The sequence below is a fragment of the Seonamhaeicola algicola genome (assembly GCF_007997385.1).
Taxonomy (GTDB): Bacteria; Bacteroidota; Bacteroidia; order Flavobacteriales; family Flavobacteriaceae; genus Seonamhaeicola; species Seonamhaeicola algicola.
In genome coordinates, this window is sequence record NZ_VOSC01000007.1 from 57,557 (window position 1) to 83,397 (window position 25,841).

Annotated in this window: 18 protein-coding genes; all 18 read right to left on the minus strand. The window is 33.3% G+C overall.

Annotated features, from left to right (window positions below; all coding sequences use genetic code 11):
• Positions 1–9 precede the first annotated feature (9 nt).
• A complete protein-coding gene (locus FUA26_RS01965; protein ID WP_147130909.1) occupies positions 10–1,320 on the minus strand; it encodes an MFS transporter in 1,311 nt (436 codons plus the stop codon).
• Positions 1,321–1,567: 247 nt separating this feature from the next.
• On the minus strand, positions 1,568–2,269 hold the full coding sequence (locus FUA26_RS01970; protein WP_147130911.1) for a FadR/GntR family transcriptional regulator: 702 nt from the start codon (positions 2,267–2,269) through the stop codon (positions 1,568–1,570).
• 200 nt (positions 2,270–2,469) lie between these two features.
• The gene (locus tag FUA26_RS01975; protein ID WP_147130913.1) at positions 2,470–3,414 is read right to left on the minus strand and encodes a polysaccharide lyase family 7 protein; all 945 of its coding nucleotides are present in this window, start codon (positions 3,412–3,414) and stop codon (positions 2,470–2,472) included.
• A gap of 9 nt (positions 3,415–3,423) precedes the next feature.
• Positions 3,424–4,329: a polysaccharide lyase family 7 protein gene (locus tag FUA26_RS01980; RefSeq protein ID WP_147130914.1), complete on the minus strand. Its 906-nt coding sequence runs from the start codon at positions 4,327–4,329 to the stop codon at positions 3,424–3,426.
• Between the two features lie 14 nt (positions 4,330–4,343).
• Positions 4,344–5,834, minus strand: a complete 1,491-nt coding sequence (locus tag FUA26_RS01985; protein WP_147130916.1) for a hypothetical protein — start codon at positions 5,832–5,834, stop codon at positions 4,344–4,346.
• Between the two features lie 37 nt (positions 5,835–5,871).
• The gene (locus FUA26_RS01990; RefSeq protein WP_147130918.1) at positions 5,872–6,819 is read right to left on the minus strand and encodes a PKD domain-containing protein; all 948 of its coding nucleotides are present in this window, start codon (positions 6,817–6,819) and stop codon (positions 5,872–5,874) included.
• Between the two features lie 20 nt (positions 6,820–6,839).
• Complete coding sequence (locus FUA26_RS01995; protein ID WP_147130920.1) at positions 6,840–8,324, minus strand: RagB/SusD family nutrient uptake outer membrane protein; 1,485 nt, start codon at positions 8,322–8,324, stop codon at positions 6,840–6,842.
• Positions 8,325–8,343: 19 nt separating this feature from the next.
• Positions 8,344–11,427 (minus strand): SusC/RagA family TonB-linked outer membrane protein, encoded by a 3,084-nt coding sequence (locus FUA26_RS02000; protein WP_147130922.1) that lies wholly within the window; start codon positions 11,425–11,427, stop codon positions 8,344–8,346.
• A 419-nt stretch (positions 11,428–11,846) separates the two neighbouring features.
• Positions 11,847–12,221 carry a cupin domain-containing protein gene (locus FUA26_RS02005; protein ID WP_147130924.1) on the minus strand — a complete coding sequence of 125 codons (375 nt, stop codon included), beginning with the start codon at positions 12,219–12,221 and terminating at the stop codon, positions 11,847–11,849.
• 19 nt (positions 12,222–12,240) lie between these two features.
• On the minus strand, positions 12,241–14,520 hold the full coding sequence (locus FUA26_RS02010) for an alginate lyase family protein (protein WP_147130926.1): 2,280 nt from the start codon (positions 14,518–14,520) through the stop codon (positions 12,241–12,243).
• Positions 14,521–14,548: 28 nt separating this feature from the next.
• A complete protein-coding gene (locus FUA26_RS02015) occupies positions 14,549–15,316 on the minus strand; it encodes an SDR family NAD(P)-dependent oxidoreductase (protein ID WP_147130927.1) in 768 nt (255 codons plus the stop codon).
• A gap of 18 nt (positions 15,317–15,334) precedes the next feature.
• Positions 15,335–16,441 (minus strand): polysaccharide lyase family 7 protein, encoded by a 1,107-nt coding sequence (locus FUA26_RS02020; protein WP_147130929.1) that lies wholly within the window; start codon positions 16,439–16,441, stop codon positions 15,335–15,337.
• A 17-nt stretch (positions 16,442–16,458) separates the two neighbouring features.
• Complete coding sequence (locus FUA26_RS02025) at positions 16,459–17,733, minus strand: Nramp family divalent metal transporter (RefSeq protein WP_147130930.1); 1,275 nt, start codon at positions 17,731–17,733, stop codon at positions 16,459–16,461.
• Between the two features lie 32 nt (positions 17,734–17,765).
• On the minus strand, positions 17,766–19,658 hold the full coding sequence (gene gndA, locus FUA26_RS02030; RefSeq protein WP_246109051.1) for an NADP-dependent phosphogluconate dehydrogenase: 1,893 nt from the start codon (positions 19,656–19,658) through the stop codon (positions 17,766–17,768).
• Between the two features lie 6 nt (positions 19,659–19,664).
• Complete coding sequence (locus FUA26_RS02035) at positions 19,665–20,690, minus strand: polysaccharide lyase family 7 protein (protein ID WP_147130932.1); 1,026 nt, start codon at positions 20,688–20,690, stop codon at positions 19,665–19,667.
• An 18-nt stretch (positions 20,691–20,708) separates the two neighbouring features.
• Positions 20,709–23,030 (minus strand): chondroitinase-B domain-containing protein, encoded by a 2,322-nt coding sequence (locus tag FUA26_RS02040; RefSeq protein WP_147130934.1) that lies wholly within the window; start codon positions 23,028–23,030, stop codon positions 20,709–20,711.
• A gap of 283 nt (positions 23,031–23,313) precedes the next feature.
• Positions 23,314–24,186: a family 16 glycosylhydrolase gene (locus tag FUA26_RS02045; protein WP_147130936.1), complete on the minus strand. Its 873-nt coding sequence runs from the start codon at positions 24,184–24,186 to the stop codon at positions 23,314–23,316.
• A gap of 108 nt (positions 24,187–24,294) precedes the next feature.
• Positions 24,295–25,824 carry an alpha-L-fucosidase gene (locus tag FUA26_RS02050; RefSeq protein WP_147130937.1) on the minus strand — a complete coding sequence of 510 codons (1,530 nt, stop codon included), beginning with the start codon at positions 25,822–25,824 and terminating at the stop codon, positions 24,295–24,297.
• Positions 25,825–25,841: the final 17 nt, after the last annotated feature.

The following is a 25,841-nucleotide window of genomic DNA, read 5'->3' on the forward strand; positions in this document are numbered from 1 at the left end:
TTGTTTTTATTATTTAAACCAACGTTTTGCTTTAAGAGGTTCTATAGTTCCGCATAAAACCCAAATACTGGCTAAAGCAATTATAGCCAAAGCAGCACCTATAATAAATACGGGCGTATAATTACCTCCCATAGTTAAAATGGGCACTAAAAATGTTAACCCTGATGCTGTAAGTTTTGCAGCCATACCAGAAAAACCAGATAATGTACCTACGGTTTTACCCCCGTAATAATCACTTGGTAGCGTTTGTACATTACCTATGGCGGTTTGAAAACCAAATAATATTATTGCCATTATTATAACTGCTATTGTTGGAGCTCCTGGGTTTGCCATTGCTAGTAATGCAGGAAGCATTATTACACAACCTATGGTTATTACTAATTTTCGGGTTTTATTAACTGTCCAACCTGCTTTAATTCTATTTTGAGCAAGAAGCCCACCAAACCATGCACCTAACATGGCGCCTACGTATGGCACCCAACCATAAATACCTATGGTTTTTACATCCATACCATACACTTCAAAAAGATAAATAGGAATCCAGAAAACAAATAGCCACCAAATAGGATCAATAACTGCAGAGGCTAAAATTACACCCCAACTTTCTTTTCTTGAAAGTAACTCTTTAACAGAAGGATTATAGCCCTCATCAAAAGAACCATCATTATCAACATCTTGATTTCTCTGACCTGTTAAGATATATTCTTTTTCTTGAGGTGTAATCCAAGGGTGCGATTTAGGTGGTGCTTTTACTAGTATCATCCAAGGAATTAACCATAATAAACCAGCTAAACCAACTAATATAAATATTGCTTGCCAGCTAAAATGTATGGTTAAATAGGCAATTAAAGGTATAGATATTATACCGCCTATTGCAGCCCCAGAATTAAATATACCTTGTGCTAAGGCTCTTTCTTTAGTAGGAAACCATTCGGCATTTCCTTTAGTGGCACCAGGCCAATTACCTGCCTCGGCAATACCTAAAATTCCTCTAAATATCCCGAAACTTAATAAGCCTTTGGCTAAAGCATGAAGTGCTGTGGCAATAGACCAAATACCTATTGAAAGTGCAAAACCAATACGTGTGCCAACCCAATCAAATATTTTACCAAAAATGGCTTGACCAAAAGCATATGAAAACACAAAAATAATTGATATATATGCGTAAATAGATTTATGCTCATCGGCCGTTTTATCAGGATATAAATCTGCTGCTATTTCTGGCCACAGTACACTTAAAGACTGCCTGTCTATATAATTTATTATGGTTGCCAAGGCTATTAAGCCTACAACCCACCAGCGTAACCCTTTTAATTTCATACACTTAGTTTTAATGTTTTACTAATTATTTTATTAAAATACAGACAAAGAAATTCTTGTACTGGCAATACCAGCATTAAAAACGTAAGTTAAATCTGTATTTTTTTTAATTAATGATTTTACTAAATTGTTGTAAAATCAATCTTGCTTTTTTTTGAAGAAATACCTTGTGGTATTTACTTCCCTCCGTAAAAAATATTTATATAACTGAAATTTTGGCGTGCACTCCTAAGTTCAGTTTTTGGTTTTATTCATTATAACAATATTGATAAAGCGCTTTGAAATGAATTTTCATTTTTTCTTTGGCTAAAGCAGGCTGTTGGTTTTTTATTGCTTCGTAAATATCATTATGTTCTTGAATTCCTAAAAACGCCTGATTATCATTACAAACATGATATTTTTCAAAATTTGTAATAATTTCGGGTGTTATGGTTAACATTAAGGTATTCATGGTACTATTACCGCTTGCTTTAGCTATTGCTAAGTGAAATAACAAATCTTCTTGAACAGCATCTTCGTTATTCATTACTTTTTCTGTGTAAGCATCAAGTGTTTGTTTCATGTGTTTTAAATCGTCTTCAGTTCTTCTAGTTGCTGCTAAACTTGCTGTTTTAAGTTCTAAAAGAATTCTGGTTTCTACTAACGATTTAAAGTCTGGTTTATCTAGCCTTAAAATATCTTCTATCATTCCATTTAAAGCTATAACACCTATGTTGGCTACAAAAGTGCCGCTTTGTGGTATGGATTTTAATAGGCCATAAAATTCTAATTTTTGAATAGCATCTCTTACATTGCTGCGTGTTACCTCAAACTTTTCGGCCAACATTCTTTCTGAAGGTAGTTTATCACCTGGTTCAAGATTTTTAAAATTTATTAAATCTCGAATTTTTTCTATGATGGCGTTTTGCGCTTGATGATTTTCGTTTATTGTGATTGCTTCTAACTTCATATGCTTTCAAAAATTTATGCCTGTAATAATAGCTAACTGGTTTACACCTCTTTTTCTTTTATTAAAGACTTGTTACTTTATAAGTTTAATATCATAACCTAAACTGGCTAACCAATTTACAAATTTATAAATTGTTGATAACCTTTACTGTTTTTTTTATTAATAAGATTTACTACTTATTGTTAACACTTACTCTGTTTTTAATGTGATACTTCCAGCTCGTAATATTTTAAAGTTGCATATGCTCCTTCATCTTTTGTTGCTAAATAATTACCTGCTTTAAAGTAATTTTCAAATATGCCCCACTTTTGAATGTGTTCATCATTATAAATGATTTTTTCATTGTTATTTAAAATAACTTCCATTTTCCCTTCTTCTACATTTACTTCTAATTCAAAAGGTTCAAAACCTACATATTTTTTAAAAGTGAAACCATCATCATCTCCCCATGCACTTGTATGCAACATTTCTGTTTCTGTAGCATTTATATTTTTTAACACTTTAGTTTTTACCCTAACATACCCTTTGTTCCAATAAATTTTTAATATTGGTGGAGCATTATTGTCATCTTCACCTATTAAATCTCTTTGAGCATCTGTTAACCTACCATGAATTTGCATAATAATGGTTCTGTGGTATTTATTTTCACTATCTTTTGAGATAGCTTCCATTTGCAATTTACCTTTCATGTTACCACCATCTTTAAATGTCCAATTTGTTTTACCCCTATCTTCAGGATTCATTAATTCTCTTAATTCTGTGCGTGAATACGATGAATTAGCTGTTGAGGCACTTGGATATGTATGAAATACTAATGCGCCATTTACAGAATCATTATAAAAAAATGGTTTTAATGTTTCGTTTGTAGCATAATTTAATATTTCAGGTGGATGCACCTCTGTTGGCTTACCTATTGGTAATGTTACTTTCCAGTTACTTAAATCTATATTTGGCAGTATATAATTTGCTTCTTCTTGTTCTGGTTCAGGGTCTTGGTTAGTTGCTTCCTCTTGGTCAATGATATCTATTGGATTCTCTTCATTTAAGTTTTCTGTATCAGAATCATTTTTAGAACAAGCTAAAGTTAAAAATAAAACTAAAATTGTTGTAGTTGTTAAATAATATGTTTGCTTTAAATACCTCATAATTAATTATTAGTGCTTTACTTCTAATTCATAAAACCTAACTTTTGAAAAAGCTCCATTGTCTCTTGTTTGAAAATAGTTTCCTGCTTTAAAATAGTTTTCAAAAACACCCCATTTTTTCATATGTATGTTTTCATAAACCTTAAATTCATTGCCGTTTAAAACTATTACCATTTTGCCTTCAGATACTTTTACTTCTATTGTGAATTTTCTAAACCCTACTTCTTCTTTAAAATTGAAGCCCTCATCATTACCCCAAGCATCTTCATGTAAAATTTCAGTATCGGTTGCACTTAAATTTTTAAGAACTTTGGTTTTAATTCTAATTTTTCCATTATCCCAATAAATTTTCAATATTGGTGGTGCATTGTTATCATCGGCTCCTATTAAATCACGCTGTTCATTTGTTAAACGACCATGAATTTGCATTATAATAGTGCGGTGGTATTTTCCATTAGATGCCCTTGTTGATGTTTCCATTGCTATTTTCCCACGCATGTAAGCACCATCAGCAAATGTCCAGTTTACATTATTGTCTCCTGGTTTCATTTGTTCTCTTAATTCAGATCTTGTAAATTTTGTATTTCGAGTTTTAGATGCTGTTGGCATTGCATGAAACACAATAGCGCCTTTTGTTGAATCTATATACATGTAGGGCTTAGCAACATCTATACTTGCAAAATTTAATATTTCTGGCGGACTTATTTCTACTGGTTTACCTTCTTGATTAGCTACAGGTAATGTAACCTTCCAATGACTTAAATCTATATTTGGTAATCTTATCTTCTTTTTCTTTTTCTTTTTTTCAATTTTTATATCCGAACCTGAAACGCTACCTTCCTGATTTTGACAGGTAGCGTTTACAGATATAAAAACTATTAGAATTGTAAATAATATGTCTTTTCGGATATTCATTTATAGTAGATGTTTTAAGGTTGTATGTACACTTTTACATTATCTATATAAGCATCTTTAGGTGTTACAGCATAGAACATTACTGCTACTTCACCACTATCATTTGATGTAAAAGGAAGCATTACTGTTTCTCGTCTAGAATCTGAAAACTTACCTTCGGCTATTGTTCCTACGTGATTTGCTAAGTTAGAATCTATATCATTCACAGCATCTGCACCATCAATATAATGGCCATCTAAAATCAAACCAACAATTCTTCTACCTCCAATAGGTTCATCTCCACTATCATCTTTTATTGCATATTGGTATTCTAAAACATAATTTGTATTGGGCATTAACTGAAGTGCTTGGTAGGCGTACCTTGAACCTGAATTTTGTAAATAGCCTCCAGACTGACTTGCCGTCCATTTAGCTCCTGCTGTTTTAGAACCATTATCTGATCCGTCATAATTTGTCCAAGATCCATCAGAACTTGATCCAAAAGGTGTTGTAGTACCATCAGTAAATGTTGTAAATCTCCAATGGTCTGTTTTATCATTAAAATCTCCATTTAAAATTACTGAGGTAACAGGCTTGTATAAATAAACATTATCTACATTAAGCGTTGCTGCATCATTGGCTGTACCTCCTTCTCCTAATTCTAACTTAATTTCAGTAAATTGATCAACTGGCGAAGAGAAATCTGTTGCTAAATCTAAATCTAAGCTTACCCACTCACCATCTGTTAAGTCCTTATTATAAGTGTACTCTGTAGCCCCATTTACTAAAGTTATTTTCAACTTATCAATACCTGTAGTAAATGTTGAGTGTACATCTAAATGTAAATGTGTAGCTGCAACACCTGTTTCAAAAGCATCTGCAACTACAACTTCATCTAAAGCTATTGATGCTCCTACTGTTTCACTAAGCCTTGAATACTGTAACACTTTATTTCCTGCTATGGTAGCTTCACTTTGTTGAGCATTTCCGTTTTTCAGGTCTAATCCTGAAGGTTCGTATCTATAAGATATAGTAGCTCCGTTATATTCAATACCATCACTATATATGGCTATAACTTCTTCTAGGCCTACAGTTGGTGCCGCTGGTGCTGAAACTACATCTGTAATTTGATGTTCTACAGTTAAATCTAAAGATTTTGTAACACTAGGTAGGCCTTTATTTGATTTTGCGGTAACTGTTATGGTGTAAACTGCTTCTGCTACTGTATTTGTATAATCATGTGATGCCGTTTCTAATCCGCCAATAGTTACCACAGGGCTACCATCTCCAAAATCAATATCAAATGAAGACATACCAATGGCAATGGGTTTAACGGTTACAAAAGTTCCGTCGTCTAAACCATTAGCATCTGGCCCTGGAGCAGCATCAAAACTTGAAAATGTAATTTCAGTAAGCCCCGTGCCTTTAGTACTTTCAGTTGGCGCTGTAATTTCATCATCTTCATTACAAGAAAACACAAGGCCAGTTAGTAACAAAACGTATATTCCTTTTTTTAATAAATTCATAATTTTCTTTGTTTTTTGTTGTTTAACGTTTGCCTAATTATTCAGCTGGATATACTTTAACATTGTCTATATAAGCATCTACATCGGTAACTGCATAAAACATTATTGCCATTTCTCCGCTAGCATTGGTTTTAAACTCTTGTAGCACTTTTGTGTGCGATGTTTTTCCTAGAGCTTTATCGGCTATAAATTGAGAAACAGGTGTGCTAGCTACAGCATCAGCACCATCTTCAAAGTGAGCATTTAAAACTTCTGATATAATTCTGTTTCCATCAGGTGCTACACCTGCTTGTTCTGCTGGTGTTTTTATAGCGTACTCATATTCTAAAATATATTTAACCTCTCGGTCATCATCAGAAGGTGATACTACAATAGCCTGATACGCATATCTTGTATTTGAACTTAAATATGGGCCTGCTGAAGTTGATTTAGTCCATTTTGCTCCTTTAGTTTTTGCGCCATTATCTGAACCGTCGTAGTTTGTAAAAGACCCATCGGAACTTGAGTTAAATGGACTTGTTGTACCGCCTGTGAATGATGAAAATTTCCAATCGTTTTGGCTATCATCAAAATCACCATTTAAAATAGTTACAGGAATTGGAATAAATTTATCTACTACAGCTACATCTAAAGTTACTGTATTTTCTGCATTGTTAGCATCAGATGCTGTTAATGTTACTTGATAAACACCTTCACCTGCTTGAAATGTATGTATTGGGTCTTTCTCTGTAGATGTGTTTCCTCCACCAAAGTCCCAAAGAAATTTAGTAGATTCTGTAGATAAGTTATTAAACTCTATAGTTTTAAAGTTTTCAGCATTTGGTATGTATGTGAAATTTGCTGTTGGCAATACATTATCTGGCTGAGAACCTGCCTCTGGTAAATCAAACTCGAAAGCTTCTTCACAACTAACCGACAATGCTATTAGCAATAAGCTAAACACCATTAAAATGGTACTTTTAAAAATATTTAATTGATTTTTCATAATTTTTTAAAATTTTAAGTTTATTGAGGGTTTTGCGTTAAAACACCATCACTTAAATTAATTTCTCTTGCCGGAATTGGCAATAGTAACCTTCTAATATTATAACTAGTATATCCCATTTCATCTGCATGAGCACCTAATATTTCATGAGCTACACCTAATCTTAATAAATCAAAGAAACGGTGGTTTTCAAAAGCTAACTCTACTCGTCTTTCAACTAATAAAGCGTCTTTTGTTAAAACTGAAGGACGATCGGCTATAGGATCAAAACCTGCTCTTGTTTTTACTTCCATATAAGAATCTATAGCACTGCTATTGTTTGTAGCATTATCTTCCATAATAGCTTCTGCATGCATTAGTAACACATCTGAATAACGTAAAATAATCCAATCGTTACCTGCATTAGCAGGAGACTCCCCATAAGTAGGTACGTTTCTATCGGAAATATCAGAACCATCTGGTAAAAACTTAATAACTTCGGCATTTTCAGGTAGTTCTCCATCTGGAAGATCAGCTTCACTACCAAAAGCAGCATATGAAGCAGCGCCTCTGTTTCCTCCGTGAGACATAAAATCTTCAACAAGGTTTGTATTTACAATATTAAGGCCATCTTGCCTTCCTTGGCGGCTATATGAGGTAAACTCTGCTGAAAAACCTTGACTCTCATCTGGGTTACCTGATTGGTATTGAATTGCAAAAATGATTTCGCTATTCAATTCATTATAAAACACATCACTAAAGTTGTTTTGTAAACTAAACTCACCGCTATTAATTATATCTTCACACAGTTGCTTAGCACCTGCATAATTACGTGTTGGTTGTGTTAAGTAAACTTTGGCTAATAATGCCTGTGCTGCTGCTTTAGAGGCTCTTGCTTTATATTTGTTATCTAAATTTGCAACACCTTCTTGTAAATCTGATACTATTTGCTGATATACAGTAACTTCATCAATTCTTGTATAAAGTGCCTCCTTGTCTTCAGCACCAACTACTGTTGTTACTAAAGGCACAGCACCATATAACCTAACTAAATTAAAGTAAGCATAAGCTCTTAAAAATTTAGCTTCAGCTGAATATTTTTCAATATTTACAGCATCGGCATTATTAACGTATTGTAAAACATTATTGGCTCTAAAAATAATTTCATACATAGATTGCCAATAATCTTCAGATTGAATATTTTCTGGTTCAACTATATACCTGTGAAAATCTGCTCTTGAGCCTTCAAGTGTTTTACTTCTAGTATTATCTGAACGGTGCTCAGTTAAAAGGTATTCTAATTGCACACCTCTGTTATACCTAATTGAACTTGATTGAGTGTTTTCATTAACGCCTTGCACAGCATCATAAACACCTATTATACCTGCCAATACATCTTCATCTGATTGGAAAAAACTATCTGCAACAACAGCGCCGTCTGGCAATGGATTTAAAAACTCATCACTATCACAAGAGATGTACATAACCCCTGCTATAGCTACTATTAAAAATTTTATATATTTCATAACGAATAGTTTTCTTTTATTAAAAATTAACATTTAAACCAAATGACATGGTACGGAACAATGGTGTACCTGCTCTTTGTGCACCATAAGATTGTGGCGTATTATTATTGTCAACAAATTCAGGGTTAAATCCATGATAATCATCAGAGGTAATATATATTAAGTTTTGCCCTGTAGCATAAAGCCTTAATGAAGTAACACCAAACTTATTTACAAAATCTTGTGGTAATGTGTAACCTATATTTACATTTCTTAATGAAAAATACCCGGCACTCATTACAACATCATTAGTTTGTACCCTTGGTTTTAGGAATGATGCATCAGGTATTATTCCTGCATCAACAACGGCTTGTTCATCTGAAGTTGCACCTTGCCAATGTGTAAAGAAATATTGATCTCCTATGTTTTTAACTTCGGCACCTTGACTACCTTGAATCATGAAAGAAAAATCGAAATTTTTATATTTAAAATCGTTAGTAACACTCCAAACAATTTCTGGATAAGGATCACCAATAATTGTTTTATCATCATCAGTAATTAAACCATCTCCATTCAAATCTTTTACAATAACATCTTCAGATACACCGTTTATTGGTATCCATGGTGAATCCCAGTATTCATTGGCTAATTCTTTATCTACTACATAACCATAAAAAGATGAAATTGGGTTACCAACAGAATTAATCCATTGTGAGTTTCTTCCCCATCCGTCTTCAGTTAAAGCACCATTAGACTCACCAAAATCAAGTAATTCGTTTTTATTTGTAGAAGCTATTACCGTGGTATTCCACGTAAAGTTTTCATTAGCTATGTTTTTAGTTCTTAATTCTAATTCCCATCCGCTGTTTTCTACTTTACCTAAATTAGCTATACCTGTATTAAAACCAGTTACATATGATACCGGAGTGTTTAGTAATAAATTATCACTAGTTCTTACATAATAATCTAAAGATCCTGAAATTCTATTTCTTAAAAATCCAAAATCTATACCTGGGTTAAACTCTTCTGAAGCTTCCCATTGTAATAATTGATTAGCAATATTTGTTGGTGAAAACCCAGTAGTTATTCCGCCATTAACAATGGCATTAGTATTATTTAATTGTGCTAAATAAGGCCATGAATTAATTAAATCATTACCAACACTAAATCTTTCAGTACCTGTAAGACCGTAACTAATTCTAAGTTTTAATTTACTTAAAACATCACTTTCACTTAAAAAATCTTCGTTATGTACATTCCAACCTAAAGAAGCTGCTGGGAAATTACCCCATTTAGTATCTCTACCAAAAACTGAACTCCCATCACGTCTAAACGATGCGTTTATTAAGTATTTATTTGCAAAAACATAAGAAAGTCTACCAAAGTAACCTATTTTGTTTTGTACAGTTGTGTATTCTCCATCTGCAACAACAGTAGTAGCTCCTTGTAAATTTTTAAGTAAATCATTGGTATATCCTGTACCTGTTAATTGACTAAATTCTGCTCTTCTGTTTTGAATTGTTAAACCTGCTAAAGCACTAATTTCATGTTTACCAAATTGTTTATTATACGATAAGGTATTATCTGATATTAACCTAGTACTAAACCTGTTTTGTAGTAAATATTGTGCTCTACTATTTCCTGATGCATGATGCTTTGTGCCATCCCATCTTGTTCTTTTACGCTGCTCTAAAGTAACACCCAAAGATGTTTTTGCTAAAAGACCATCAGTAATTTCATATTGTAAATATGTGTTACCTAAAAGTTTTGTATTAAACTCATAATGTTCTCTTTCAACATATTGCGCATAAGGGTTAGCATCACCCGAGGTACGAGGTCTGCTATCACTTCCATTACCGTCTAAATCTAACTCAACTAAATGATTTTCATAAAAATAATCGCCCACACCAACATCAGGATACGCATCTCTATTTATAAATTGTAAAGTTTCTTCTGTATGATAAATTGGTAACCAAGGTGATTGCCTTATAGGGTTATGAACTGATGTTGGCAATGCTCTTCTTTTTGAATAAGAGGGCGTAGCACTTAACCCAAACTTAAACTTTTTGCCTAATTTACTATCTAATTTAAGTTTTGCTGTATATAATTTAAAATCATCAGTAATTACAACACCTTCATCATGAAGATATCTTAATGATGTTGTAAATTTTGTTTTATCGGTACCTCCACTAGCTGATAATGAATGACTTTGAATAAAACCTCCATTAAAGAAAACATCTTGCCAATCTCTATCAATACCTGTAACTTCAACTAACTTTTGTGCGTATTGTGTTTGCTCAGAAAGTTCCCCTGTTGCAGCTAACTCTCTAGCTGCCCAATCAGCAACACTTTTTTTATAATCATCGCTTCCAAAAGCTTGTTTGTAACCTACATACGTATCATATGAGAATTTTGTTTTTCCTTCCTTTCCTGTTTTTGTAGTAATTAAAATTACCCCGTTAGAACCCTCACTACCATAAATAGCTGCGGATGCTGCATCTTTTAAAATTTCAAAAGATTCTACATCATTCATATCTAAATTTCCAAGAAAACTTGAGTCTACTATAACTCCATCAACCACAACTGCAGGACCAGAATCGGCTGTAATAGAACCAAAACCTCTAATAGTTATTGTTGGTGCTGCTCCTGCTTCAGCTGAACTAGCTTGAATATTTACACCAGATACCTGACCAATTAAGGCATCATCTACTCTAGCTACTGCAATTTGCCCCAAATCTTCGTTTACAACTTTAGATATAGCTCCTGTTAAATGTGATTTTTTTTGAGTTCCGTACCCAATTACAACTACCTCATCTAGAGCTGAAACATCTTCAGCTAATGCAATATTGTATACTGATTGATCACCAACTATACGTGTTTGTGCTACAAAACCAACATAAGAAAACTGTATTGCAGCTCCCTTTTTTACTTTAATTTGAAAATTACCATCAAAATCTGTAGTGGTTCCGTTTGTAGTACCAACAACAATAACATTTACACCGGCAATTGGAATATTATCGGCTGCAGAGACAACTGTGCCCGAAATCTTAATTTCGCCCTGTGCAATTAATACAGTATTAAAAAATAATACCGCAATAAGAGTTAGCTTAATTTTTAAATTCATAATTTGTCTTTTTAGTTTAATTTTTAGTTGTAAGAAGTGCTTACTTTACACTAATACATTTTTATTTAACTAACACTAACGCCATAGCACATACAGTTTCAACAATTTTTTTTGTAATTTTGTAGTTACATAATTTGCTTAGCATTTTGTGTTTAATTTACTTCCCTCCGAAAAGAAGTAATGGTATAGAAAAGGATAGGCGTGCACCTGTCCTTTTTTTTATTTTTTTATCATAAATAGCTTAATGTTTTTAGAAGAGTTAGACATTTAGTTTAGTTTAATATTTTTGGTTTTCCAAATTGGTAAACCAGATTGGTTTCCCAAATATATGTTATTTTTTTGTTAAAACAAACTAAATTTCAAAATTTACATCAAGAATTTAATTTTTATTGGAAGTTGGTTAATGGTATGGTTTGCAATTAGTTTTTATCGCCAAAATAAGACACTGCTCCACCACTTAAGAAATCTTCTCTTACTGGGCTAAAAGTGTCAATAAGCTCACCTTCCTCTAAACAAACTGCACTGTGCATTAAATTTGGTTCAATATATACACCATCACCTGCTTCAACAATTTGTTTTACACCATCTATTTCAAATTCAAACTTACCTGACACGCAATACGTTGCTTGTGTATGAAAATGTTGATGTGGAGACCCTAAAGCGCCTTTTTCAAACTTTACTCTTACCATCATAATTTGGTTGTCATATCCTAAGAATTTCCTTGATACTCCGCCACCAAGTTCTTCCCATTCCATGTTTTTTGTAATAATGTATTTATCACTAAATCGTTTCATAATTTTTAAGTTTTATGTTTTATTTATAATAATGTGTTCCTGTCCAATTGTAAGACGTTCCGTTAATCTCTACAGCATGTTTTACTTTTTTTGATGCATTTGTGTTTGCTGTTATAAAAATCTTGGTTTTATCATTTACAGTGGCTATTGTAATAGCAGTATAATCTTCAGTATCTAACAACACTTTAAGCTCCTTTATTTCACTTCTTGAGTTTGTTGCCAATTCTGTAACCGGACTATAATTGCCATGAGATTCAATAACTGACACAAAAACAGTATTATCTGTGTTTTTTCGTCGTAATTGAATGGCTGGATCGCGTCTTAAATTAAAATCTGGATCGTTAGCACCAATTCTAGTAAACAGTAATTCGTCATTTGGATTGGTTATAGTAGTTAAACTGTAAAACTTATTTTGATGCATCCAAGAGAACTGACCATTGTTTGATAATTTTTTAGATTTTGCTTCTAAGTATACATGTTGAAATCCGTTTTTACTTCCTAATACATTCAACGTTTTTGGTGTTTCATACTCAAAATTTGTACTTAATACTTGACCGAAATAATAAAATGGCAAATCGTATTGATTTTTAGTGATTGAATTCACTTTCATTATATCTAATATAAAAGGTTTGCCTAAGTCTTCATCATAAATTAACGCCATTGTGCGTAATAATTCTGAACCTGGATACGCGTTGTCTTCTTTAGCACTTACAACTTGTATAGTTTCATCTTCTGAAGAAAAATAATGTAGAACGGAATGATGCTGACTTCCAACATCATATTTACCATTAAAGTGCGATGTTTCGTTTATCGTCAAGGTATTGTGCGCTATCGTTTGTTTAGCCCAAGTTTTATTTTCCTTTAGGTAATTTCCACCACCCTTTTGCTCAATATTTACATAACGTGCCAATCCGTAATCTTGCAAAACCTCATCGGTTTTATCATATAATGAAAAGGACAGTTTATCGTAATGACCGTGACTTAATCCTTGTGCTGCGTACTTAAACACTAAGGTTAAATCTTCGTTTTTGGCTCTTAAAATGGCGACACCACCTTCGTCTCCGTCAGACCCATCGCTTAAATTAATAGATGTTTTACTGAATGGCTCTTCCTTATTTTCCTTTAACCCTAAAGCTACAGACAATCCTGTATCGTCTAACATCACTTTATCTTGTGCTTTGGCTACACTTAGCAAACCAGCGTCTTGATTACCGAAATGATAGGTGATATCTACTGCAGAAACTAATGCATTGGTTTTGGTAGACATTCCCTTTTGTCCATCGTTAAGCGGAAAGAAATTGCCTTTAGCATCAGACAATTGCAATAAGGCATTTACAGATTTTAATAATACTGAATCTTTGTATTTAAAAATTTCAAGTTCAGGTTTTACATTTTGCAGAGCTTCGCCAAAAATTAAAAACGGATACATTGCATAACGCTGATAATATGGTCCTTCCGTATAATACCCATCTGGGGAAAACGGTTCTTCAAGATTAGCTAAAAAACCAGCTTTTCCGTCTTTATTTATAAATCCGCCATCATTATCTTTTGCATTAGCATCTAGATTAGCATCCTTAATTCCATAAAGGGCACGTTGCACCAATTCGTCATCATCCATTACCAAACCAATCATTCCAACAGCTGCATTTCCCCAAGTACTATGATTGTGTACGCGATTGTAAAACTGCGGATTTTCGACAGAAATATAATCGGCAAATGGTCTGAATAAATTGGTTTCTAATTGTTGTCGCTCGTCTTCCGATAGGTAATTGTAGATACAATCATAAGCTTGACTAACGTAGGCCAACCAATTTGAATCGTTTAAGCATTGCCAAAACAATTTACCTCTTGCATATGATCTTGTTTTTGGATGCACTGGTAAGGTTTTGTACATAGCTTCATATTGCATCAACATATCTTTAACATACTTGGCATATTTTTCGTCATCAAGAATTTGATATAACACACCTGCTTTTTGTAGTACTACAAAATTGCGTTTATGACGATCGTGCGAATAACCACCAGAATAATCTTTTGGAATTGGCATATGGATGCCAGACGCTATTTCAGCATCAACCTCTTCTTTTACTGTAGCTAATGTTTTGTCAAAAATTGGAATAGTACCAAGCTGCGCTCTTATATCCTTAACACCTTGTGCTGTTAGGATTAGTTTTGGGTGCGCATTAGAATTATTAGTTTGTTCTGTTTTATCTAAAGTATTTTGCGAATCGTTATTACAAGAATAAAACCCAACAGCTATCACAAAAACAAATATTGTTAATGCAGATTTACTATTCATTTTTAATCGATTTACTCTAAGCATAGTTTTACATCGTATATACACCACCATTAATATCTAACGTGGCTCCTGTGATAAATCCATCATACTCAGAAGCCAAATACACAACAGCTCTAGCAACATCATTAGCATTTCCAGCTCGTTCAATTGGGATTCCTGCTATAGTAGCTTTAGCAGATTTCTCCGTGGTGTGAGTATTATGAAACGCAGTTCCTAAAATTAAACCTGGCGCTACAGCATTAACACGAATTCCTTTTGGACCATACTCTGTAGATAATGCTCTTGTAAATGTTAAAATTGCGCCTTTACTAGTAGCATAAGCAATAGATCCTGGATGACCACCTTTTCTTCCAGCCAATGATGCTAAATTAACAATACTACTTGCCTTATGTTTTGCTAAATAAGGTTCTGCAGCACGTGTTACAAACATCATTGATGTGAGGTTAATATCCATTACTTTGTGCCAAAAATCGGCTTCCATATCGTTCATTAAACGACGTGCAACAAGACTACCAGCATTATTGATTAAGATGTCTAAACCCCCAAGTGCTTCAACCGTTGACTTTACCAAAGCATTTGCATCTTCTTCTTTGGTTAAATCACCACTTACAGCTATTGCTTTTACATGTTTACTTTCAGCATATGATTTTAATTCGTTCGCTGTATCAGCACTGGAAAAATAATGTATTGCCACATTTGCACCATTATCTATAAAATGCTTAGTAATTGCTTCACCAATACCTTGTGCACCAGCTGTTATTAGTACGTTTTTATCTTTTAATTTATCGTTTATCATTCTTTATGTTTTCTAAAATTAATCGTTTTTAGTAAAATAGCCTTGGTTTGAAACTGCTTGATCACTAACCAAGATTTTTGCTTCCTTAAACCAAACTTCTGCATAGTTACCTGTTTCGTATTGCTTTTGAATGTCACCTCCAAAAGTATCAGCACCAGAACACCAATTTTTGTTTACCTCTGGTGATTTACCATTAGTTTGATTATATGAACCCAATTTGAAAAACAACCCTTCACCTTCATAAGCATTTTTACGCTCTAAACCATCTTGACCTATTGGAACAAATAATTTTTGTGTTTGCTCAGGAATATCTGCAACCGTAGTATATTCAGATTCAACAAGGTTTTTGGTAAACGTCTTTGTTTCATGACCTTCACTGGTGAATTTTAAATTCATAATACCATCCTTTACTGTAATCTCGTAACTAAACTCTTCACCTAATTCTATACCATCTTTAGGTTCTTCAGGAAGTTCATCCATTGTGGTTGGGACAACTGAAAAATCGTGTCCCCAAACGGCTGATGAAAAATCCCATCGTCCTGAATTATCATCTCCTTCTGTGTTAATTTCATAATGCCAGAATACAGAACCTTTAGTATGACCAGGATATTTTTTATAGAATATTTTAAGTGGCTCGTTTTCATGACCATCTGCACTATGAATTTGACCAACAACTACTGCATACGAAGCTGCTACACGTTGATCACCTGTTGCCGAAACGTTCATCACTTTTAATGTTGCAGACAATTTATCGTCAGCAGTTTTTGCATACCATTTTTTTAGTTGCGCTAACTCAGTTCTTGTATTATTTGATGTACCATGTGTATCACCACCATTTGGCGCCTTGTAAACCACCCAATCTTCCGTAGAATCTGTTGCTGTATAGAAGAAATCTTTATGTTGATAGTTATTTGCTTGACCAACATTGGAACCATCTCCCAAAATAAGGTTCCACTTATCAAAAAACGGAATAACTTCGCTTGCATACAACGTATCTTTTGTTACTGTATCTTCAGTTTTTGGATTAGTTGCAGATTTATCATTTTTACAACTTGTATTCAACAACAAAGCAAGACAAAGTCCTGAAAATATTACTGTTAGTGATTTTACTGTTTTTACTATCATGATTGCTTTTTTAGTTTTTAAAAATATTCTGTTAGTGCAACTATTCCGTTGTAAGAAATTATTAGAGAAAAGAATAATGCAGTAAATAAACCTACGTTTACACCCAAACTTGTTTTATAACCTTTCATTACTTTTTTATTATTGACTATAAGAATTATACCTAGTATTACAGCTGGCAACACAAATACATTGAATACTTGAGATAGTATTTGTACTTCAATTGGGTTAGCACCAAATGCAGGGCCAATAAGTGCTACCAAACAAGCAACAAAGGTTACGATTCTAAATTGTTTAGAATTGGTATCTAGCTCACCAGATTGATAATCTGCTAATAATAATGGCGCAATTAATAAACACGGAAAAATTGAAGATAAGCCTGCACTTAAAGCTCCAAAAAAGAAAATAGTAACAGCCCATTTTCCTGCAACTGGCTCTAAAGTATTTGCCATATCTAGTACATGAGTAACTTCTTTACCTTCGTAAAATAATGCACCTGCAGAAACAGCCATAATGGTTGCGCTTATAATAAAGATTAAAATAGCTGCTGTAATAGAATCTTTTTTTTGTTGACCCAAGTTTTTTACTGTCCAGCCTTTTCCTTTTACAAACAAAGGTCTAGATAAAAATGTTGCCGCTGCCATAGTTGTACCAACAAAAGCAGCTACTAACATTTTACCACCAGGAACATCTGGTATAGATGGCATAAATCCTTTGATAACATCTACAGGAAGTGGTTGAACAAAAAATAAAGACAATAGAAATGAGAAACCCATTAAGGTTACAAAAATGACCAATATCTTTTCAAAAAATGTGTACTTACCAACCAGCATTAATAAGTAGAATGTTATAATGATAACTATAGCTATGGTAAGCACAATTTGATATTCATAATCGTGTAAGCCTTCAAAATTTAAAGCTAGAATTTCAAAAATAATGTTTGATGAAATTCCCAAAATTCCCATTAGAGAATTCCACTGACCAAATGTTATACCAACAATAATGAGAATAGCTAAAGCCTTTCCATATTTAAGATGCTTTTTAAAACCATAAAGCGCAGTTTCACCAGTAATTAACCCATAATTTCCGTATGCAAACATCAATACACCAGAAAACAGACAACTTAAAAACAACACCCAAATTAATTGCATATTAAATTTACTACCAGCCACAATCATTGAGGTAACACTACCTGTACCGATGGTATAACCGATTGCAAAAATTCCTGGGCCAAAACCTAGAATTATAGCAATAATTTTTTTGAGTAATGATTTTTTTTGTGTTGTCTCATCCATAATAGATGTAATGTTTTTAGTTAGTTAGTTAGTTAGTTAGACTGCTCCCAATTTGTATGATAGCTTTTATCTGAATTATCATCTAAGCGTTTATAAGTATGTGCCCCAAAAAAATCGCGTTGTGCTTGTATCACATTTGCCGAAGCATAAGCTGTAGTAATACCATTAAAAAACTGAAGCGCTTCGCTTAAAGCTGGTGTTGATAAATCATTTTGAAGTGCTTGTGATACAACCTGTTTTATTGATGGTTTGTATTGCTTTAAATGTGTTGAAATTTTTGAACCTGTCAATAGGTTTGAAGTCGTTTTAAACACAGCAACTAACTCTTGCATAAGTGCTGATTTAATGATGCAACCACTTGTCCAAATACGAGCAATTTCACTTAGGTTTAAATCCCAATGATACGCTTTTGAGGCTTCATTTATTAATTTAAAACCTTGATAATGATTTATGATTCTTGCGAATTGATAAGCTTCTAAAATATCATTTGCAGACAAATTTAATTCTGAAACTTTAGACGATTTGAATATGCTATTTAATTCCACGCGTTCGTCTTTAAAAAAAGATATATATCTTGAAAATAAAGCCGAAGCTATCAACGTACTTGGCAAGCCTAATTCTGCCGAAGCTATTGTGGTCCAATTACCTGTCCCTTTATTTCCGGCTTTATCCAATATTTTTTTTACCAACCAATCGTCACCTTCTTTTGTTTTAAAAATTGTAGTTGTAATATCTAACAAGTAACTGCTTGCGATAGATTTCCAGCTATCTAAAGTCTCTGCAACTTCATCTGGATTAAGTCCTTGCGCTTCTAAAATTGTGGTGACTTCTGCCAATAACTGCATTTCTACATACTCAATGCCATTATGTACCATTTTAATAAATTGCCCACTTCCTTCTGGACCAACGTATGCACAACAAGGTAATCCATTTGCATCTTTAGCGGCAATCGTTTCTAAATAAGGCTTTACAAGATTGTAAGCCGCTTTATCTCCACTTGGCATAATAGATGGACCAATTAAAGCACCTTTTTCGCCACCAGAAACACCAGTACCAATAAAATGAATTTGCTTAGATTTTAAATATTCGTAACGTTCTTTGGTTTTTTTATAGTTTGAATTTCCGCCATCAATTAAAACATCGTTTTTTGATAAATGCGGTAATAAGTCTTCAATCACATAATCTATAGTTTTACCTGCATTAACCATTAACATTATGCGTCTTGGTTGTTGTAAAGAATTTACAAATGCTGAAATATCGTCATAAGCTTCGGCGTCTTTTAATTCAGGATATTCTGTTTTAAAGTCTTTTGCCACATCAACCTCAACGCCATCAACGTGCCTATTGTACATCGAAATTTTGAATCCGTTATTGGCTAAATTTCGACAAAGGCTTTTACCCATTACACCTAAACCAAATAATCCAAATTCTGAGGTTTTCATTAAATCATTTTTAATGTGTTTTACTATATCTTGAGGTGATGAACTAATATCTACTTGTATTGCATTTCTTGGTGTCTCGAGCGTATCAAACTGTGACTGCAATAATTGGGATGTCATAAAATGACCTTGTCTGTTATTTAAACGTTCTGAGATTAAATCGAAATCACCTGTTAAGTGAATCCATTTTACTTGGTTTTCAATAGTATTGCTTAGTGTATTTCTATACGTTTCTTTTAATGCCGAACATACAATAATGCAACTATTGGTTTTAAGTTGGTTTTTAGCCAATCTATTCAATGCCTCTAACCAACCTTGTCGATCTTCATCATTTAATGGCTGACCATTAGTCATTTTAGCTACATTCTGTTCTGGATGAAAATCATCGCCATCAAAATATGGGATATTCATTTCATCAGATAGCAATTTAGCAATAGTGCTTTTGCCACATCCAGAAACACCCATTATGAAGATTACTCTTTTCAAAATGCGCTATTCTTTTGGTTCTTCAGATGCACCAACACTACCTTTTTTAAACCAAACTTCAGCATACGAGCCGTTTTCATATTGTTTAGCGATATCACCATTATAAGTTTCAGAATTTGTGCTTTTTCTATTGGCTTGGTTGTACGCGCCTTGTTTGAAAAATTGCTTTTCGCCAGCATAAGCAGTATCACGTTCTACACCAACAGTACGCGTTGAAGAATATCTATCAATTACCTGCTGTGGAATATCTGTTTTGTTAGCAAAATCTGATTTCAATAAGTTTTTTGTAAATGTTTTAGTTTCGTGTCCTTCACTTGTAAAAGTTAAGTACATGATGCCTTTATGCACGTTTACTTCGTAGCTAAATTCTTCACCTAAAGCAATACCATCTTTTGGTTCTTCAGGATAGTTTGTAGCACTATCTCCAACCACTGAAAAATCATAACCCCAAACTGCTGTAGAATAATCCCATCGTCCAGCATTATCGCCTTCTGTATTAATCTCGTAGTTCCAGAATACCGAACCTTTGGTATGTCCAGGAAACTTTTTGTAATAGATTTTTAAAGGTTCATTCTCGTGACCTTCGTCGCTATGTATTTGCCCAACAACTACTGAATATGATGATGATTTTGTAGCATCACCAGTTGTAGATACGTGTTGCACTTTTAATGTTCCTGTTAATTTACCACCTTCTTCAGGAATCCAACGACGCTTTTCACCTAACTCTGATCTTGTATTACTGGAGTTAGGTGAAGTGATACCAGCATTTGGTGTTTTATAAACCACCCAATTGATACCAGCTTCATTTTCTACATAGAAAAAATCGTCTTTTTGAAAGTTAACCAAATCGTTAGACGTTGTGCCATCACCAAGTAATATTTTCCATTTATCCATAAACGGAATAACATCACTTGGATATGTAACCGAAGTTTCTACAGGTATTTCTTGTGCTGCTTTTTCTGGCTTTTCAGATGTATTTTTACAACTTAATAGTGCCGAAAAAAGTGATATAGTAAATAATATTTTTTTCATTGTTATATAGATATTCGCTTAGTACATTAAGGTTTGCTTTAGGTTTTCTTCCACTCTAATTTCACCAGAATTTTTAATCTCGTTATTAGCATGCGTATTGTTTTTTGCTCCCCAAAGTAGTGCAACTAACTTCACCTTATTATCTATAAATGTATTGTTAGAAATAGCAACGTTAATGATTCCTCTGTGATTAATTAAAATGCCATTGTCTTCTTTAGCTCCACAATTTTTAAAAGTTGAATTTGAAACTTCTAAATTTCCGCCAATTGTAGATTCATCATAACCACCACGATAGTAATCAATCACGTTTTTATCTACATTAAGGAAATTACAGTTGGAAATAGTTAAATATTCGGTGTTATAATCACCTTTATCATTGGTTTCTTCAGATAACTCTAAACCATTTTTACAGTTTGAAATTGTGCTGTTTTGAAACGTAATACGTTCCGCAAAAGATTCTTTATAAACTTTTAATACGTAGTTGAAGTTATCCATCTTACAATCTGTAACCGCTAATAGAAAATGGTTGGACATATTTTCCTTTAAACTCGCAAAAGCATAGTTGGTTGCATTTCCTTGTAGTGTAACACCTTTAATCCATAAAAAACCTTTAGATTGCAACTCAAATAATGGTGTGTTTTCTTCTCCTGTATAATTGATGATGGTGGTTACACGATCGTCCGAATTGATATTAAGTTTCTTATTAATTACTAAAGAAGCCTCTACATTATATGTGCCTGATTTTAGCTTAATGATATCGAAATCTTTTGCTTCTTTAATCTTAGCAATTAATTCTTCCGTATTAGAAACTTCAAAAGTTGTTGGCTCTTTAGCTTCCACTTCGTTAGAAAACCAAGATGCGCCATATTTTGATTTATCTAAAATATTTGGGTTGTTTACATCTACACCAACTACTGCACCAACACTATTATTGTTGTTTCTTGAGTTACCAAACAAGTCTTTTGTAATTGTGTTAAAATCGAATCCGTTATAAGGTTCTACACTAGATGGAATACCTGTTGGCAACCAAATGTTATCAGATATTTTTTTAAGTTCTAATGATGCTTCGGTTAATCCTCCATTATAATTGTTAAATGGTTTGCCTTGATTATCAATCACGTTATTTTTAAACAACACACCATCGGCTTTATCATTTTCAATAACGATTTGCTCTAAACCTTCTTTGTTATAAACAATGTTATTGGCAACGGTAGTTCTAATTGCTCTTGCTGATCGAATTTCAGACTTTGGTAAAACATCGGCTTGTGCTAAATTTTGACCAACACCAAATTGCCAAGGTGAACTGCAATTAACATATGTATTGTAAGCTACAACTACATCTGTAACTTGGTTATAGCGGTTTAATGGCGACTTTGGAATACCATTCATAACTGCCAACGGACTTCTAAAACTCTTTCCTTTTAAGTTGAAAAAATAGTTATTAGTTACCCAGTGACCTGTGTTTATAATTCTAATACCACCATAATTTTCGTTTACGCCATCACCTATAAAATAATTTCCATCGATAATAGAATAGTTTCCGTGACGAGTTACTAATGAGCCTTCACTTTTGTAAAACACATTATTTCTGAACTCGTTAAAATTGGTTTTACTTGAAATGACTTCAACCTCGCCATTACATTCTTCAAATAAATTATTAGCCACCAAGGTGTGACTTGGCGACATTGATGTATAACTATCTCCTAATTGAATAGTCTCACCACTAGGACCACCTTTTACTGGTCTTGGTCCAAAATGGTTATTAATGATTTTGTGATAATTATTAATACTTTCTACACCTGCAATACTAACTCTTACTGTTGGTCCTCGATTGGTTTTTCCTGCTATATAACAGTTACTAAGCTCGTTATGTCTTCCCCAAAAACGCACCCACAAATCGTCGTTATCTCGTTTTGGTTTATTAAAGTCTTCAATTACGCTATTTGTAAATTTACAGTTGTTTGCAATCTCATCTAGAGTATCTTTATTGCTAATTTTAAAATCTACAACTGCACTTGATGGCGAAAAACCATTTCTAAAATACAGTCCGTCTACCACTAAATATTCTCCACCAAATTTTAGATAAGATTGCCCTTCTATAAAAACTTTACCTGGTGTTTCTGCCTCTAAACTAATTGGCTTGTCCTTAGTACCTTTATTTCTAAATTTTATTTGAACATCTTTATAAGTACCATTTTTTAATGTAATAACATCTCCTGGTTGTGCTTTTGCTATTGCTGTGTATAGCGTAGTGTTATCATTTACTAAAATTTGCTTTTTTACTGCATTATTACATGAAAATAATAGTACGCTAAAAACCAACAATAAAATACGATTCATAATATATGGTACTTTTAAATTTTAAGATGAAAATAAAAGAAAGCCCTCAACCAAGAGAGACTTTCTTTTAACAACTAAACAACTATTCAAAATATAATCAACTAAACTATAGTATCATTTCGTCTGGAAAACCAAATTGGTAAACCAGATTGGTTTTCCAAAAATAGAAATAAATATTTATAAATCAAATTGTTTAACTTAAGAATTTAAAATACGAATTGATAGATTATAAAAAAAGCGCCCTTAAAAGGCGCTTTGAAACTTATATTTTGTTTTTATTTTATTAATTAACCATTTTCCAAGTTCTTACCCAATCATAACTAGTGGTTCTGTCTTCTGCTGAGTAATTCATACCGCCATCAGTTGGCACAGGGTTCCAATCATATGTTTCAACAACCATACGTAAGTGCATAGCAATATTATAATCGGCTGGTGGTGTAACTTTATTAACTAACTTACCATCTAAAAAGAATAATACTTCGTCTTTACTTTTCCACCAAACGCCGTATACGTGGTAGTCATCATAAACTTTTCCTCCTATTTGTCCGCTACTTTTATTTGAACCTTTTTCATAATCACATCCTTCAGGAATGTTTCTACTATGTGTATTTGAGTTCATTTTTTGATCAAAACCAATCATCCATTTAGCATCACTTACAATTTCACCAACACATTCTTGAATATCTAATTCTGTTGTCCTTTTGTCGCAACCTTTATTATCGCGCCCTTCATTTATTAACCAAAAGGTAGAAGACATGAATGTTTTATTTGCTTTCATTTTACATTCATAATACCCGTATGTCATACCTTCATAAGACCCCACATAACCACCACCGTGAGTAAATGTTTTCCCATTTTTTATAATGGGTTTTGCTAGTTTTTTTGTTGTAATTTGAAGTTTACCGTTTTTAACTTTTATATTTTCTGCTTGAAATAGTCCTGGTGCTCTACCAATCCAGCCTTGACCCGAAATTTGCCATTTATTTTCATTAACTTTTTTACCGTTGAATTCATCGGACATGTTTTTTACTAATTTCCATTTACCGCCAGTAGGTTTAGGGTCTTGCCCTTTTAAAAAGTAAGGTGCTTTTTGGGCATTAATTGATGTTGCAAAAACTAATAGTGTAAATAGTGTAAGGTGCTTAAATAATTTCATGTTGTTTATTAAATGTTTCAACCAAAATTATCTAAACACCTTGTAATACTTAACAACAAATGTTTTACTTAAAAGAACAAATGTGCTATATGAAGCTTTTATTATAATTTACTCTAATTCAAACTTAAAAACTGTTGCTAATTCATTTAAATCTTGGTTGGGTATTGTTAAAAAGAAATCGCCCGAGGTTAATTCCCATGCAACATTAACATTAGAACCTAATAGGCTTATATTCTTAATTTTTGAAGGAGGTATATTACGATGATAGCCTCCAATTGACCGTAGAGAAATGCGTTTACCTGCTTCTGGTTTTCCTAAGAAGAAAACATACATAGCTTTTTTATTTTTTGCTACTGTAAAGCGCACATCATTGGCTGTATAATTAACCGTAGCCGATTGCCCTCCATGATGCCCATCGCCTGCACTGGCAGTTCCATAACCAAAAATTGTGTGCGGACGTGTACCGTAAACAGCTTCACCATGTATTTTCATCCAATTACCTATATCTTTTAAAACAGCGCGTTGTGCTTCATTAATTACACCATCGGCAGTTGGTGAAACATTTAATAAAACTACACCATTTTTGCTCCAAACATCAATCATGTTTCGTATTACTAAATCGGCGCTTTTATAAGGGTGCCCTTCTACATACATCCAACGGCTCTTTCCTAGTGTAATATCAGTCATCCAAGGTGTGGGCCATGAGTCTCTTCGACCCCCTTGTTCATAATCTAAAACACTATATTCTAATGGTAAATCATCTTGTTTATGGGCTAACATAACCTCTTTGTTTTGTTTTAAACCATTATTAAAATGATGAGCAGCCATTTCATTTCGCATGTTTTCAGGTATCAAATTTAACCAAGAGTCATACCATAAAATGTCTGGACTGTATTTATCAACAACTTCATTTACTTGATCTAGCCAATATTGATTAAAGACATCAATAGTATCAAAATTACCAAACAGTTTACGTAATTTTGGATCTGTGGTTGCTGTTGGTAGGTCTGGGTGGTATGGGTAATGACTATCATAGGCTATTTTCCACATTTCGGGTTTATCTTTGTTTCTTTGTCCGTTACGGGCATGATGAAATGTTGCTATAGTTTTTAAACCTTTACTTTTAAGCGAATTAAAAATATCACCTAAAATATCGCGCTTTGGGCCCATATGGGCGGCATTCCAAGGGTTTACTTCGCTATCCCACATTGCAAAACCGTCATGATGTTGGGCTACCGGACCTGCAAATTTTGCGCCTGTTTGTTTAAATAATTCTGCCCAATTATCCGGATCAAATTGTGAGGCTTTAAACATTGGTATAAAATCTTCATACCCAAACTCATGTATACTACCATATGTTTTTTCATGATGCTTACGTACTTTATTATTGTCTTTATACATATTATGAGGGTACCACGCACTACCAAAAGCAGGCACACTGTATGGCCCCCAATGAAAATACATACCCAATTTGGCATCAGCAAACCACTCTGGAGCGGCTCCATGTTTTTTTAACGATTCAAAATTTGGCTGATACTCTGTTGTTTGTTGCTTACTTTGATCTACTTGTTCTACTTGATCTTTACATGCTAAAAAGCAAAGCATTAGCATTAACAACAATAAATTTAGTATTTTCATTGATTAGTTATTATGTA

Excerpts from the sequence above, each read along its gene's own strand:
- FUA26_RS01965 (WP_147130909.1), bottom strand. The coding sequence starts at position 1,320 with ATGAAATTAAAAGGGTTACGCTGGTGGGTTGTAGGCTTAATAGCCTTG.
- FUA26_RS01970 (WP_147130911.1), bottom strand. The coding sequence starts at position 2,269 with ATGAAGTTAGAAGCAATCACAATAAACGAAAATCATCAAGCGCAAAAC.
- FUA26_RS01975 (WP_147130913.1), bottom strand. The coding sequence starts at position 3,414 with ATGAGGTATTTAAAGCAAACATATTATTTAACAACTACAACAATTTTA.
- FUA26_RS01980 (WP_147130914.1), bottom strand. The coding sequence starts at position 4,329 with ATGAATATCCGAAAAGACATATTATTTACAATTCTAATAGTTTTTATA.
- FUA26_RS01985 (WP_147130916.1), bottom strand. The coding sequence starts at position 5,834 with ATGAATTTATTAAAAAAAGGAATATACGTTTTGTTACTAACTGGCCTT.
- FUA26_RS01990 (WP_147130918.1), bottom strand. The coding sequence starts at position 6,819 with ATGAAAAATCAATTAAATATTTTTAAAAGTACCATTTTAATGGTGTTT.
- FUA26_RS01995 (WP_147130920.1), bottom strand. The coding sequence starts at position 8,324 with ATGAAATATATAAAATTTTTAATAGTAGCTATAGCAGGGGTTATGTAC.
- FUA26_RS02000 (WP_147130922.1), bottom strand. The coding sequence starts at position 11,427 with ATGAATTTAAAAATTAAGCTAACTCTTATTGCGGTATTATTTTTTAAT.
- FUA26_RS02005 (WP_147130924.1), bottom strand. The coding sequence starts at position 12,221 with ATGAAACGATTTAGTGATAAATACATTATTACAAAAAACATGGAATGG.
- FUA26_RS02010 (WP_147130926.1), bottom strand. The coding sequence starts at position 14,520 with ATGAATAGTAAATCTGCATTAACAATATTTGTTTTTGTGATAGCTGTT.
- FUA26_RS02015 (WP_147130927.1), bottom strand. The coding sequence starts at position 15,316 with ATGATAAACGATAAATTAAAAGATAAAAACGTACTAATAACAGCTGGT.
- FUA26_RS02020 (WP_147130929.1), bottom strand. The coding sequence starts at position 16,441 with ATGATAGTAAAAACAGTAAAATCACTAACAGTAATATTTTCAGGACTT.
- FUA26_RS02025 (WP_147130930.1), bottom strand. The coding sequence starts at position 17,733 with ATGGATGAGACAACACAAAAAAAATCATTACTCAAAAAAATTATTGCT.
- FUA26_RS02035 (WP_147130932.1), bottom strand. The coding sequence starts at position 20,690 with ATGAAAAAAATATTATTTACTATATCACTTTTTTCGGCACTATTAAGT.
- FUA26_RS02040 (WP_147130934.1), bottom strand. The coding sequence starts at position 23,030 with ATGAATCGTATTTTATTGTTGGTTTTTAGCGTACTATTATTTTCATGT.
- FUA26_RS02045 (WP_147130936.1), bottom strand. The coding sequence starts at position 24,186 with ATGAAATTATTTAAGCACCTTACACTATTTACACTATTAGTTTTTGCA.
- FUA26_RS02050 (WP_147130937.1), bottom strand. The coding sequence starts at position 25,824 with ATGAAAATACTAAATTTATTGTTGTTAATGCTAATGCTTTGCTTTTTA.